Origin of the sequence: Acetivibrio cellulolyticus CD2 (assembly GCF_000179595.2) — a bacterium.
In the GTDB taxonomy this organism is placed as follows: domain Bacteria; phylum Bacillota; class Clostridia; order Acetivibrionales; family Acetivibrionaceae; genus Acetivibrio; species Acetivibrio cellulolyticus.
The window spans coordinates 1094262-1107548 of the sequence record NZ_JH556659.1; the positions used below are offsets into that span (position 1 = coordinate 1094262).

Genomic DNA, 13287 nt, shown 5'->3' on the forward strand with positions numbered 1-13287 from the left:
ACATAATGATACTTTTTCACAAAAGACCAAGCAATAATTCATTATTATTTATGAACTATTTACATTAACATTTCCATTCAAATATTATATACTTATTACATACACTGATACTTTTTCATACATTCCTTCTATACAATATAGATTGAATACGCTACGACAATAAATCGTAGCTTTTTGTTTGCACTTTATTGCATGCTCAACAATATTCAACAATATAACCCAACTTTCATTTATATAATTTAGACAGAAAAATTTACCTAACCAGCAATATTATTGTATAGATTACCCATTAACTTAATATTAGTATATCTATATAATAATAACTGTACGGTTAACGTACTTTTCCTCTATACATTTTATTTGCCTGCGGCAGAAACCAGCTGCAGTTTTTTATTAAGATTTCAATTTTACAAGCTCCAAAATTTTATACCACTCTATGGGGGCAAACCCCCTTTGCTCCCATAGTAAGTTATTTTCAAACTATCTTAAAGTATATTAAGTTTCTCTCCCTTTAACACCTTGTTCATATTTCTTACTGCACACATTTTGCCACACATAGTACATGTATCTTCATGTTCGGGCATAGAGCTTTCTCTATACTTTTTTGGTTTCTCGCTGTCAATTGAAAGTTCAAACATCTTATTCCAATCTAAATTTTTTCTTGCTTCACTCATTTTGTAATCCCAGTCTCTAGCGCCCCTTATTCCCTTGGCGATATCTGCTGCATGTGCAGCTATCCTTGAGGCTATTATCCCTTCCTTCATATCGTCAATATCAGGAAGTCTCAAATGTTCAGCCGGTGTGACATAGCAAAGAAAATCAGCTCCATTGGCTGCTGCTATAGCTCCACCTATTGCACTTGTTATATGATCGTAGCCTGGAGCAATATCAGTTACGAGAGGCCCTAACACATAGAATGGTGCCCCATGGCATAATCTCTTTTCGAGTATCATATTTGCAGCAATTTCATTAATTGCCATGTGCCCAGGCCCTTCTATCATAACCTGAACATTCCTTTCCCATGCTCTTTTAGTAAGTTCTCCTAATGCAATAAGTTCGTCAATCTGGGATGCATCCGTTGAATCATTTATGCTTCCAGGTCTACAAGCATCTCCAAGACTCATTGTCACATCGTATTTTGCAAATATCTCCAGTACTGTGTCATAGTATTCGTAAAACGGATTTTCATTTCCAGTAAGCTCCATCCATGCAAATAAGAGTGAGCCGCCTCTTGAAACAATATTGGTGAGCCTTCCGTTTTTCTTAAAGCGTCTAGCTGTTTCCCTGTTTATACCTGCATGGATAGTCATAAAGTCAACACCGTCAGCAGCATGTTTCTCAACTACCTCTAAAAACTCCCTAGCGGTTATATCTGAAAGCTCCTTATCATAAAAACCAACTGCATCATATATCGGCACTGTTCCAATCATGGCAGAAGATATACTAACAAGCTTCCTTCTAAATTCCTGCGTTTTTCCATAAGAACTCAAGTCCATTATTGCCTCAGCCTTAAGCTCAATCGCCTTTTTCACCTTCTCGATTTCAAGATCAAAGCTACAGCAATCCTTTGATATTCCCAAGTTTACATTTATTTTTGTCCTAAGACCTTCACCAATGCCCTCTGGATCTATAGCATGATGGTTTTTGTTTGCAGGAATTATCACCTTACCTTGAGCTATAAGTTCTTGGAGCTCTTTTATATCCTTACCTTCCTTCCTAGCTACAATTTCCATTTCATTTGTCACAATACCTTTTTTAGCTGCATCCATCTGAGTAGTATACATCTATAAAGCACCCCTTTTCATCTTATTTTTTATAGTCTTTATCTTTTCTTTAATATTGTCTGACTCTACAATTTCAGTTACCATAGCTACACATTTTGCACCCCTGCCTATCACCTCATCCAAGTTGTGCTCTTTAATACCTCCTATAGCTACATAGGGAATTGATATATTTTGGACAACAAACTTCAGATATTCAAGTCCAACGGGATCACATACATCTTTCTTGGTATAGGTTCTATATATAGGCCCAACTCCTATATAATCCGCTCCCCGCCTTACCGCATCCTCTGCCTGCCGGGGAGAATGAGTGGATAATCCTATTATCATATCATTTCCTACAAGCTCCCTGACCTTTTCAATAGGAAGATCATCCTGTCCAATATGAACGCCGTCTGCTCCAACCAGCATTGCTATATCAATGTTGTCATTAACGATAAATGCAACTCCGGCTTCTTTCGTCATTACTCTAATCTTCAAACATTCGTTATACTTATGTAAAAGCTTTCTATTCTTTTCCCTATACTGAATTATCTTTACACCAGCACCAATCATTTCCTTTACAACCTCTATATTGTTTCTGCCTTTAGAATGCTCCTCGTCAGTTATACAGTACAGGTCAGTATCAAGCATATCCTTTTTGGCAGTTACCCAGCAAATTTTTTCCATTTCATCACATCCTACATTTCATTTAAATGTTCCCCCTGGCAACGCTTCATGTAATATACTGTCAATAAATCAATTTTCTTAAAGCACCATTTGCTAAGTTATTCATTCAATATCACCTAATACAATACTCAGGACTACATCCGCCTGTTTTGCAGCAGCAATATTAACCCTCGGTGAGATTGGCAGAACGTTCTCATTTACCTCTCTTTCAAAATCTCCTACAATATAAAACCTTTCATGCACTTTCCTTACAATGATATCATCGCTTCTCCCCCACCCACCCAATCCGGATGCCGAAACAAGCAACTTTCCTGATGAGAAAAAGCTTTCTGCCATAACTGTCTTGTAAAAAACTTTATCAAAGGCTTCAACAACAACATCACAATCTTTAAATATCTCCTTTATGTTCTCACGATCTACTTTTGTTTGGAGAATATCAATTTCAATATCAGGATTAATTTTCAAAAGGTTTGACTTGAGAGCTTCTACTTTCGGAAGATAAAGTTGATCCAAAAAATAAAATTGTCTGTTCAGATTTGATGGCTCTACTAAATCGAAGTCCACAATTTTAAACTTTGTAAATCCACTTCTTACAAGGTTAAACGCACAGTTTGATCCCAAACCTCCAGCACCTGCTATTCCTATTTTTATTTGTTGAATTTTACTCAACCTGTCATGTCCTATATAATCTGATAAGCCCTTCTCAAAACTATTCATTTTTTCACCATCCCGAGTGATAAATAGAATACTACTCTCATTTTTTTACTTGCCCTCGCACGAGTACAATACAAAAAGCAAATATTTGATTATTTCTAAATTGCTTGCCAATCCTTAAATACAGGTTGATAGCCCTTACTATAAATCGATTTTTTCATTTCTTCAACATTTCTCTTATCAGATATATCGAATTGTCCTTCACTCTTAGATTCAAGCGTATGTCCTCCAACCTCAGTCGATGAACCTGCGGACATTTTTGTCGCTCCGAGCCCAATGAGATTATCACGAAACTCCGCGCATTCTCTGGTTGAAACAGTTATCCCTGCCCTGGGCATAAACAATCTGAACGCCAGCATTATTTGTACAAGGCTCCTGTCATCAACATTAAACTTCGGATGAAATTCCCCATTATGTGGTCTCATTCTGGGCATAGAAACACTAATTTCGGTATCCGCATATTTGGTTTGCAGATAGTCAGCATGCAATCCTGTAAAAAATGCCTCCTTTCTCCAATCATCCAGCCCCAACAAAGCACCTATATTTACACTTCTCATTCCTGCAATACAGGCCCTTTCAGGTGCATCAAGCCTGAACCTGTAATTCCTCTTCGGTCCTTTGAGGTGAAGTTCCTTATAAATATCTTCATTATATACTTCCTGATACATCGTAAACCCGTCAACCCCCGCTCCAATAAGCTCTTCGTACTCACTTATATCCAAAGGATATACTTCTATGGATATGGACCTGAAGTACTTTTTGAGAACAATTATACATTCCTTAATGTACTCAACGGAACTATGAATTCTAGACTCCCCTGTCAAAAGCAGAATATGTCTTAAACCAGTTTCGGATATAATTTTCGCCTCTTTTTCAACCTCATCTAATGTGAGCTTCTTCCTTAGAATGTCGTTTGATATGTTAAACCCGCAGTATACACACTGGTTAACGCAGTAGTTTGCCACATAAATGGGGGTATAAAGGAAAATTACCTTTCCAAAATGCTGTAATGTAAGCCTCTTTGACTTTTGGGCCATATCCTCAAGATGTCTTCCTGCCTTATCCGACAAAAGAGCAAGGAATTCCAGGTCGCTTATTCTCTCCTTGTTAATAATACTTATAATATAATCATCAGTAAGGTTGCTAAAAAAATCTTCAAAATTGAAATTCTTATACTCCACATAATTTTCGTAAAAACTCATTAATACACCTCTTTTCAAATGCTGGATGGAAATACTTTGCTCATTCCTTATGCAAGAAATCCTGTCAGTGGTGAAGATGCTTCTGCGAAATCCTTAACAGCACCTGCACCTGAAAGAAATGCTTTTCTTCCTGCCAAAACCGCATGTCCAAAAGCCTCTCCCATCTTAACAGGATCACCGGCCGTAGCAATAGCAGTATTGACAAGCACTGCTGCAGCACCTAATTCCATTGCTTCAGCTGCTTCGGATGGCTTGCCTAAACCTGCATCAACAATGATCGGCAAGTCTATTTCATCAATCAAAATTTTCACCAGTTCCCTTGTCTTGAGTCCTTTATTGGTTCCAATCGGAGCTCCCAATGGCATAACAGCTGATGCTCCTGCTTTCTTAAGCAATTTAGCTGCCATAAGATCCGGACTCATGTATGAAAGTACTACAAACCCTTCATTTGCCAGCATCTCTGTTGCCTTGATAGTTTCAAAGTTATCCGGCAAAAGATATTTATTGTCTGATACCACTTCAATCTTTATCCAATTTCCACATCCCATTGCACGGGCAAGTCTTGCTATCCTTACAGCTTCATCTGCATCTCTGGCACCTGATGTATTTGGCATCAGAATACAATCCTTCGGTATGTGATTTATCATGTTCTCTTCTTCAGAGTCAAAATCTATTCTTCTTAAAGCAACTGTAACAACCTGAGCGCCCGAGCTTTTAACAACCTGTGGAATAATCCGGTTTGATGGAAATTTGCCCGTACCGATAAACAGCCTGCTGCATAGCTCCTTTCCACCAATAAGCAACTTATCTTCCATTTTATCAACCTCCCCCAACAAATCTTAGCACTTCAACATTATCAGCTTCTTTCAATACAGTGGTTTTCCAGTCATCTTTAATTAAAATATCAAAATTGTATTCAATTATAACTCTTTCAGGCTCTATACCTTTAAATTCAAGCAGTTCAAACATAGTCATTACTTTTTCAAGTTCTGTATTCTTGCCGTTTAATGTAATTTTCAACAATCTCACCCCCATTCAAGCACTAAAAAACGCTTGCACATATAGGCAAGCGTTATAATTCATTGTAAATCTACACAAGCTTCCCTACGGCGGCACTAACCGCATCAGGTTCAAAGGGTTAAGAGCAATGCTCTTTCTCAGCCTAACGGCACCCCCAGCAAATATTCAATTTCATTTGACGACATTATATATTACCAAAAGAAATATGTAAATATAAAAGTTTCCAAATTTTTTAATCAGACAAGAGAAGCAATGTAATTCATTATTTCTTCCCGGCCATCCTTAGTCTCCGAAGAAAACGGAATCAACATATTACCACTGCCAAGTTCCAAAGTGTTTGAAATATCTGAAAGTCTTTCTTTTACCTTCGACCGTGGTATCTTGTCCTTCTTAGTTGCTACAACTATAAACGGCAGTGATGAACTTGTCAGCCATTTAGACATCATTTGATCATCCTCAGAAGGTGAATGTCTTATATCTACAAGCATAACAACAAGTTTAAGCTTCTTGCTCTCATTCAAATAAGTCTCTATTGACTCTCCCCATGCAGACTTAATGTCTTTTGAAACCTTGGCATAACCATACCCTGGCAAATCAACAAAATACAAGACATCATCAATATTATAGAAATTGATTTCCCTTGTCTTGCCGGGTTTAGAAGCAATCCTTGCCAAACTCTTTCTATTTAGAAGAGCGTTTATCAATGATGACTTTCCCACATTAGACCTGCCAACAAAAGTTACCTCCGGTATATCATTGTCAGGATACTGCTCAGGCTTTACAGCCCCTTTTTCAAATCTTGCATTATTGATGTTCAATTTAATAACTCCTTAACATATTTTTCTAGTATTTATGACCAATACCTTCCGCTATATTTTTCTTAAACTCTATTGCTCCAAATAGCTTATTTAAAAAAATCGAAAATAATATATAAGCGATTCCTTACGTCATATTATAGCAATAAAGTATGAAAATATTAAGTCTATTTCTAATTATATTTGAGATATTCCTCTATTCCACCGTTGTATATCGTGCTTATTCTGTCTCCAAAAAAACTCTTATATGTTGCAACAGTGGTTGTACTGTTTAGTAAGACAACAGCCATCTCAGGTTTTCTTTCTTTCCTATGGCTTAATTTGAGTTCTGATATTTTCATAAGGTGTTTAAACTCATAATCCGCCTGTGGCAGTGAATACCCTACAAAAATCCATTTCTCCGCACCAGTCAATGCATCCTCTGCCTGATTCCATAATTCTGGGAAAGAGCTCTCCCTAAAAGATTTTCTGAAGCTGAAAGTAGCAATGTGCGATGATATTTTATCTCCGCAAATAAAACAATTCTCACTGTCTTTGGTTTGAGGCCTGATTGCCCTAAATTCATCAAACAACTCAAAATCCATTGTTTTAAAACCCGCTTTCTTTATCAGTGGAATATCATCATAGTTATCATTAATTAACACTCTACAGTTATCACAATACAGCCAATTGCTTGAACCATGAATTTTAATTATCTTCAGAGGTTCTGTTGTGTCACCAATCTCCTTTCTCCAGCTTTTACCACCATTACAGTAATCTATAGCAATAACCGGATTTATAAGTTTTATATAGTTTTCCAATACAGTGTCCCAGTTAAGAACTATAAAATCTACTTTACTATAATTTGCTATCAACTTGCAAATTAAATTCTTAACGTCTTCAGAATAACTATATTTCTCCTTCAAAATTGTAAACAGCCTATAAACCAGAAATCTTCTAACAGCCCTAAGGCGTATAGAAGAATATTTTATACCAAGATGATGTCCTGAATTTGTAGCTATATCTATACTGGTCAAAATGTCATCCAAACCTGGCATTGTTGAGCCCTTTGAATAACTAAAGACTTCTTCATAAAATCTTTTTAATACTAAAGAAATCGCATTTTCAAATTCATCCTTATAGCAGCTTTCAACCAGTAATTCCGGTATCTCAGATTGAACAGGCAGCCCGGAATTTTTTGAAAAGCCTGCCCCAAGTATTACTGCAACTCTCATGTTTACTCCCGATTAGTTTCTTAGTTTAGTCTTAGTTTCTCTAAAAAAGTTAATTTTATCAATTATTTTCTTCTAATTGATTTTAAGACACTTTTATGATAAAATTTTTATATTATTGGAGGTGAAAATGGGTATGGCATCTTTTCAGAATTGGATTTATTTGCTTGCAGGTGCAGCTTTGTTGGGTGTTTCATTTTTCTTTCTTATGCGTTCTGCCAACAAAAATTTAGAGGAACTAAAATCAAAGTCAAAAAAGAGAAGGTAATCATTTTATAAAACAATTATCCAGGAAGTTTAAATAAAAAAAATAGATTATACTAAAGTTTTGCTTTTTTGCAATGCTAAAAGCTTAAGATTTCACTTTCTTAAGCTTTTTAATTTGATAGATTTTCAAAGCAGATGTACTTTAGGCTAACTACCTCTGAGATTTTGGTTTATAATCAATACATAAGTTGTATCTTGATAGTACAAAACTTTCATGGTATAATTTATAATAAGATAAAGACAGAGAATGTGTTACAACTATACTATATTAACTATGCAATTTATATATAGTATTTTATTTTTTAAGGGGGAATTTTATATGGATTCATCTCAGGATAAACAAAAGCTGGTAACAAAGTTCAACGAAATTCAGGAGGAGATATTACGAATCGGCTGGAATGGAGTTCTCGAAAAATATCATCCGGATATGAATTGTGACGATGTTGATGCAGCTAAAACATTTAAAATGTATAAGAGCATTTATGAGAACATGAAAAAGCGCATGATAGTACAATATTAAATAAGTTTGGTTAAAGGTTGATTGATAAAGTCAACCTTTTTTAATGCCTAAGAAAGTGTATTCCTTCCACTTTTTTATTTGGGAAATTCAAAAAAAGAAGAGCTTGATTAAGCTCTCTTCAAGGGAGTAAATTTATATTTAAAAGGTCTTCCGACCTGTTGTATTTATATTATCTCTAGTTAATTAATAAATTGTGAATAATCTATTAATTTTAAAATCTATATACAGTATTGCGGCCTCCACTTACTTGAATCCTTTATGGTTTGTTTAAGTATTACTGCTGACAGGATTTATTTTTTGCAAGCAAAAAGAGCCATCATCTGTGGCTCTAAATTGGAGGGAAAAATATTTAAAATGTTTTTCATTATTATATTTTTATTTTACCTTTAAATAATTACTAATTTGTGAATATACTATTAACTTTTATAATAAATTTCGTTATTCCATCTTATATTAACCCATTTGTACTTCAAAAAACTTCACTAATAGAAATAAAACTGACAATTTTAAAGGGACGCAAGAATATATTAGAAATAGAATATTTCTAATAGTGAAGTGATTATACATGAAAAAATCAAGAAAAAAAAGGCGCATATATAGGTTGGTAAGTATTGGTGATACCGTGTTTGCCCCCTGTGCAAAAGATGTTTATAGAAAAGCTATAGTTGTTGATACTCAAGAAAAAAATGATAATATAGCATTGAGAATACAATTTGATACTGGTGCTGTCCATTTTATTTCAGCGGAATTATGTTATAGAGTAATCAACGGTGTAGCTATTCCTATAGAAAAACCACGAACAAAATTGCAAAAATTTATTGTTTGGGTTTTAAGAAAACTTGGCCTGAGTGAGATGTAGGCCTGCACTTAATTTGGTAATATCCTCTGCCAAAAATTACTCATATGAACACATACTCTTTAACAGATAGCAAAAAGTTCCAAAAATTTAGAAGAACAGCAAAAAACTCGCCGTTTTAAGGCGAGCGTCAATGGTTCTATCTATATGCAATCATTTAACAGATGACTACTTTGGCTTACTAACAGGAAGCTTTTTCGTTACCAGAAGTAACATTAATACTAAAAGCGAAGGTACTAAAGATATACATATACCCTCGGTAAACCCAACAGGTGTATAAGTTATTTTGATTTTGTGTGTACCAGCAGTCAGTGGTATAGTAATCAGTGAATCGGCAAATGTCTTTAATTCAACTTCCTTACCGTCAACATATGCCCTCCACCCCTGATCATACGGTATAGAAGTAAAAAGTACATCACCTTCATTTGCGCTAACCGTACCACTAACACTACCATTATGATAATTATCTACATGAAGTTCCTTTGATTTTAGAGCAGCCACAGATCTTTCATAGATTTCCTTATTCAAATAGCACAATTTCCCTTCAATATTTCCCGAGTTATTGACTGCTACTTTAACATTTTCTCCTTCATTAAAAGTTCCTATATATTGAACGCATCTTGTTTCATTTGTAAACAATTTAGCTGTATTTTCACCATTAACCAAAAGGTCGCCATCGCCTTCGCTAGTTGTAAAAAATGCATAAACCGGCATACCATTTGAAACAAAATTATATTCTACTGCATTTCCAATATCCGTAGCAGTGTTTTCTAAATAATTAAAGCAATCATCATTTGAATTAGTTAAAGCCTTAATTAGTCGATTCTGTGACTCGAAAGAGTTATCACTAAATTGGAATCCAAATAGCGACTGTTCATTTACTGCAGTTCCAATAGAAAGCGCATTGGAATTGTGATATAGCTTTGCAGAGCCACTTTCTTTCACAGGGCTATAGTATGGTGAAACGGGATGCTCCGATATAACATATCTCACCGAAAATACTGCATCTGTTACCATTGTGGAACCAAAATATGAACTCCACATCCAAGATTGAGCCATCCCCATCTTTTGTAGTAAATTATTTACATATCTGTTATAAGTCGAACTATAATGAGTAATTCCATTGTAGCCAAAACCTATAGATTCATTCTTGGTTCGTTCAAAAGTTGCACCAACTCGGAAAAAACCGTCTTTATCCTTATTTGTTTCAGCAACTAAAGGTGTAATCCGTTCTTTATATTCATGATATGATTCATAACTTTCATAACCAAATTCATTGTTCAGGCCTTTAAAAATAGCAATAGTATTTCCGTACATATCAACTGAGCATATTATAAGAAGTACTAAGGCAATAAGTGGCTTTGTCAGCTTTAATTCTAAAAAAGCTCTGTATGCCGTGAGTATTATCAAAAACGAAAATACAAAACTATACCGGTATGGAAACCAGTTTGGAAACTGAAATACATGCCACACCTTATCCAATGAGCAAATCCATAGACTAAAAAACAACAAGAGAGTAAACAGCCCTGTTAGAAGTTTGCTATGCAGGCTTATTTTCTTTAAAGCGAAAAAGATCACGAACAGTAACAACGCAATAATTCCACAATAAATAAAAGGACTACCAGAGTTTGTAATAGAATCGTAGCTCCCTGGCTGCAACTTTTGTAAGAAGTCATGCATAGAAAAATTGAATTTACTATTGTAATCTACACCTCTTGTACCGATTTTACCTTGGAATAAGGATGCCAAAGTTGGTAGGAGTAAAAAAGCCCCCCAAGAAGCAGCTACAATAACACTAAAAACAAACTTACGCAAACTTTGCAGAATCGCTCTTACACCAAGTTTTTCCTCCAAGCAACGGTAAAGAAAATATATAGCCGTAAAAATACCAATCATATATGAAATATAATATGTTGATATGAAGGATACAAACAGTGCAAACGTTAAAATCCAGTTGTTCTTGCCCTTGAGGATTTTTTCGATTCCAATAATTATCACAGGCAGCCAAATTACACCATCGAGCCACATGATACACATGGAATATGCTATGTTATAAGACATAAGTCCGTACAACATTGAAAACAATACTGTAGACAGATCATATCTTCCGAATTTGTACTTCAGCATAAAACTGAATGTAAGCCCTGCCAATCCAATCTTCAGAACCGTCAAAAACAATACACCAATGGGCATCTGAGAATTAGGGCACAGGAGTGTAAGAAGTGATAGAGGACTTGATACATAATAGGTAAAAACACCTATATAATTTCCACCTAGCGATTTTGACCACGAAAAGAAAACATCCCCATTTTTCAAACCACAGAGAAATTCTACATACTGTCCGGCCATATCCATGATCATTGTCGAACTTTTACCAAACGGTGCCATTCCCATTTTTGCAAATGCTATAAGCGTAATAATCGCAGGTAGCATAAAGCAAAGCAAGGCTGTAATTATCGTTTTATTTTTATTTTGATTCATCATTGCCTCCACTCTGTTCCCTCACAATATATATAGGTCGATTTTTTGCTTCTAAATATGTCTTTGAAAGGTATTGACCTAAAATACCTATACAAAACAACTGTATACCTGATAAAAACAGAATAATACACACCATTGATGACCAACCATAGGCCGATCCTCCCCAAACTAGCTGCCTCACAATCGTAAAAATGATGGTTATAAATGCAATCAGGCATAAGAAAATTCCCAGCAAAGATGACAATGCAAGTGGTGCAGTAGAAAACGCAACGATACCATCAATGGAATAGAGAAACAGCTTCCAAAATGACCACTTGCTCTCGCCACCCACACGTTCAACGTTTTCGTATTCCAACCACTTGGTACTAAAACCAACCCATGAAAAAATCCCCTTAGAAAAGCGGTTATATTCATAAACAGATAATATAGAATTGGTCATTTGACGTGTCATCAACCTAAAATCTCTGGCACCATCAACAATTTCAGTATTACTGAGTTTCCTCATGATTTTATAAAATTGTCGTGCAAAAAAAGAACGAATCTTTGGTTCACCAATTCGGTTGACTCTCCTTGCAGCTACACAATCAAATCCTTCTTCTTTGATTCCTTTATACATTTGAGGTATCATCGTTGGAGGATCTTGCATGTCGGCATCTATGATAGCAACATAATCCCCCGCTGCCATCTCCATTCCTGCATACATAGCTGCTTCCTTTCCAAAATTTCTTGAAAAAGAAACATATTTAACTTTTTGATCTTTTGCTGCAAGTGCACGAATTATTTCTAATGTTTCGTCTTTTGAACCATCATCAACAAATATGTATTCAAAACTAACTTCCGGCATCATTTGGGCTATCTCACACAATTTATTGTGTAAAACATGCAACACTTTCCCCTCATTATAACAAGGTATAATAATTGATATATAATCTGACGTTCTCGTCCTTCTGGTAATCTCACCGTCTGGTTGAATTTGAGACTCAAGAGATTTATACATTCTGATTTCTCCTTTAAATCATAATTCCGGCGACATTTAGTTCCGCTCGATTTTACGACAATTGCTTCATAAATTAATCAAATAAGAAAATAAAGGCTTTATCGATGGTTTCATTCTATAAATTCAGAGTAATGCTTAGTCGAGCAAGATCGTTTTGGTCTTTGCTAGTTATTTCATTAGTCAATATGAATTATTTCAGTGCTATAGTCAAAAAGCACTGCTCTTCCATCATTTTCAATAAAGTTAACAATGCTGGCCATCATACTGTCTGCATGGCCTGATTCATTTGATACACACGATATGCCAATTACAGCTCTTTGCCATTTATCATTAAGATCAACCTCTGCAACTGATGCATTGAACTTTGACTTAACCCTTTCAACCAAACTCTTTACTATATGCCTTTTTTCCTTTAATGAAAAAGCTTCATCTATTGCCAAAACTACTTTGCAAACTCCGATAACCATTTTTCACCTCTAAATATCACTTACATGTCTACAAATTAATTATTAATATATACTTCAACTGCGCATTAAATCAGGTTTTTATTAAACTACCTTATAAAATTATTGTCTGATTTAGAATATCCTAATTACTTTATAACATTATAACATAACTTTTCATATGTGGAAATTCAAAATAAAAATTGTTATAATAGTTTAAGTATATGCTAATTAATAACTTGCTGTTGATGCTTCAAGTACTTTATTTTGTAGTTCGATTTTTTTTGATAATTTTAATCAATACTTCAAGG

The 13287-nt window shown here is 35.0% G+C and carries 14 protein-coding genes and 1 riboswitch; of the genes, 3 read left to right on the forward strand and 11 right to left on the reverse strand.

The genetic code is table 11. The annotated features are described in order from the left end of the window. Positions 1–485 precede the first annotated feature (485 nt). The 8 genes from thiC to ACECE_RS0224830 form a co-directional block, all read right to left on the reverse strand. Complete coding sequence (gene thiC / locus ACECE_RS0224795; protein ID WP_010252371.1) at positions 486–1784, reverse strand: phosphomethylpyrimidine synthase ThiC; 1299 nt, start codon at positions 1782–1784, stop codon at positions 486–488. Further along, positions 1785–2450, reverse strand: coding sequence for a thiamine phosphate synthase (gene thiE, locus ACECE_RS0224800; RefSeq protein ID WP_010252372.1), 666 nt, complete (start codon positions 2448–2450; stop codon positions 1785–1787). Between the two features lie 102 nt (positions 2451–2552). Further along, positions 2553–3167 carry a sulfur carrier protein ThiS adenylyltransferase ThiF gene (thiF, locus tag ACECE_RS0224805; protein WP_010252373.1) on the reverse strand — a complete coding sequence of 205 codons (615 nt, stop codon included), beginning with the start codon at positions 3165–3167 and terminating at the stop codon, positions 2553–2555. A gap of 95 nt (positions 3168–3262) precedes the next feature. Next, a complete protein-coding gene (gene thiH / locus ACECE_RS0224810) occupies positions 3263–4366 on the reverse strand; it encodes a 2-iminoacetate synthase ThiH (protein ID WP_010252374.1) in 1104 nt (367 codons plus the stop codon). Positions 4367–4413: 47 nt separating this feature from the next. Continuing rightward, on the reverse strand, positions 4414–5181 hold the full coding sequence (locus ACECE_RS0224815) for a thiazole synthase (protein WP_010252375.1): 768 nt from the start codon (positions 5179–5181) through the stop codon (positions 4414–4416). A gap of 4 nt (positions 5182–5185) precedes the next feature. After that, positions 5186–5386 carry a sulfur carrier protein ThiS gene (thiS, locus tag ACECE_RS0224820; protein WP_010252376.1) on the reverse strand — a complete coding sequence of 67 codons (201 nt, stop codon included), beginning with the start codon at positions 5384–5386 and terminating at the stop codon, positions 5186–5188. Between the two features lie 64 nt (positions 5387–5450). Continuing rightward, a riboswitch (TPP riboswitch) is annotated at positions 5451–5552 on the reverse strand. Between the two features lie 70 nt (positions 5553–5622). After that, complete coding sequence (gene yihA / locus ACECE_RS0224825; protein WP_010252377.1) at positions 5623–6204, reverse strand: ribosome biogenesis GTP-binding protein YihA/YsxC; 582 nt, start codon at positions 6202–6204, stop codon at positions 5623–5625. 170 nt (positions 6205–6374) lie between these two features. Then, the gene (locus tag ACECE_RS0224830) at positions 6375–7415 is read right to left on the reverse strand and encodes an SIR2 family protein (protein WP_010252379.1); all 1041 of its coding nucleotides are present in this window, start codon (positions 7413–7415) and stop codon (positions 6375–6377) included. Positions 7416–7542: 127 nt separating this feature from the next. Between ACECE_RS0224830 and ACECE_RS30800 the strand changes: the two genes are divergently transcribed. The 3 genes from ACECE_RS30800 to ACECE_RS0224845 all read left to right on the forward strand — a co-directional run bounded on the left by ACECE_RS30800 (position 7543) and on the right by ACECE_RS0224845 (position 9058). Continuing rightward, on the forward strand, positions 7543–7680 hold the full coding sequence (locus tag ACECE_RS30800; protein ID WP_235716001.1) for an LPXTG cell wall anchor domain-containing protein: 138 nt from the start codon (positions 7543–7545) through the stop codon (positions 7678–7680). Positions 7681–7998: 318 nt separating this feature from the next. Further along, positions 7999–8199, forward strand: coding sequence for a hypothetical protein (locus ACECE_RS0224840; RefSeq protein ID WP_010252381.1), 201 nt, complete (start codon positions 7999–8001; stop codon positions 8197–8199). A gap of 565 nt (positions 8200–8764) precedes the next feature. Beyond that, positions 8765–9058, forward strand: a complete 294-nt coding sequence (locus ACECE_RS0224845; RefSeq protein ID WP_010252383.1) for a hypothetical protein — start codon at positions 8765–8767, stop codon at positions 9056–9058. Between the two features lie 165 nt (positions 9059–9223). Here the strand turns inward: ACECE_RS0224845 and ACECE_RS0224850 are convergent, their stop codons facing one another. The 3 genes from ACECE_RS0224850 to ACECE_RS0224860 form a co-directional block, all read right to left on the reverse strand. Then, on the reverse strand, positions 9224–11536 hold the full coding sequence (locus tag ACECE_RS0224850) for a YfhO family protein (RefSeq protein ID WP_010252385.1): 2313 nt from the start codon (positions 11534–11536) through the stop codon (positions 9224–9226). Further along, positions 11523–12533 carry a glycosyltransferase family 2 protein gene (locus ACECE_RS0224855; RefSeq protein WP_010252386.1) on the reverse strand — a complete coding sequence of 337 codons (1011 nt, stop codon included), beginning with the start codon at positions 12531–12533 and terminating at the stop codon, positions 11523–11525. The genes ACECE_RS0224850 and ACECE_RS0224855 overlap by 14 nt, the downstream gene beginning before the upstream one ends. 176 nt (positions 12534–12709) lie before the next feature. Further along, positions 12710–13000 (reverse strand): DUF503 domain-containing protein, encoded by a 291-nt coding sequence (locus ACECE_RS0224860; protein WP_010252387.1) that lies wholly within the window; start codon positions 12998–13000, stop codon positions 12710–12712. Between the last annotated feature and the right edge of the window lie 287 nt (positions 13001–13287).

Coding starts and splice junctions, on each gene's coding strand:
- thiC (WP_010252371.1), bottom strand. CDS start 1,784: ATGTATACTACTCAGATGGATGCAGCTAAAAAAGGTATTGTGACAAAT.
- thiE (WP_010252372.1), bottom strand. CDS start 2,450: ATGGAAAAAATTTGCTGGGTAACTGCCAAAAAGGATATGCTTGATACT.
- thiF (WP_010252373.1), bottom strand. CDS start 3,167: ATGAATAGTTTTGAGAAGGGCTTATCAGATTATATAGGACATGACAGG.
- thiH (WP_010252374.1), bottom strand. CDS start 4,366: ATGAGTTTTTACGAAAATTATGTGGAGTATAAGAATTTCAATTTTGAA.
- ACECE_RS0224815 (WP_010252375.1), bottom strand. CDS start 5,181: ATGGAAGATAAGTTGCTTATTGGTGGAAAGGAGCTATGCAGCAGGCTG.
- ACECE_RS0224830 (WP_010252379.1), bottom strand. CDS start 7,415: ATGAGAGTTGCAGTAATACTTGGGGCAGGCTTTTCAAAAAATTCCGGG.
- ACECE_RS30800 (WP_235716001.1), top strand. CDS start 7,543: ATGGGTATGGCATCTTTTCAGAATTGGATTTATTTGCTTGCAGGTGCA.
- ACECE_RS0224840 (WP_010252381.1), top strand. CDS start 7,999: ATGGATTCATCTCAGGATAAACAAAAGCTGGTAACAAAGTTCAACGAA.
- ACECE_RS0224845 (WP_010252383.1), top strand. CDS start 8,765: ATGAAAAAATCAAGAAAAAAAAGGCGCATATATAGGTTGGTAAGTATT.
- ACECE_RS0224850 (WP_010252385.1), bottom strand. CDS start 11,536: ATGAATCAAAATAAAAATAAAACGATAATTACAGCCTTGCTTTGCTTT.
- ACECE_RS0224855 (WP_010252386.1), bottom strand. CDS start 12,533: ATGTATAAATCTCTTGAGTCTCAAATTCAACCAGACGGTGAGATTACC.
- ACECE_RS0224860 (WP_010252387.1), bottom strand. CDS start 13,000: ATGGTTATCGGAGTTTGCAAAGTAGTTTTGGCAATAGATGAAGCTTTT.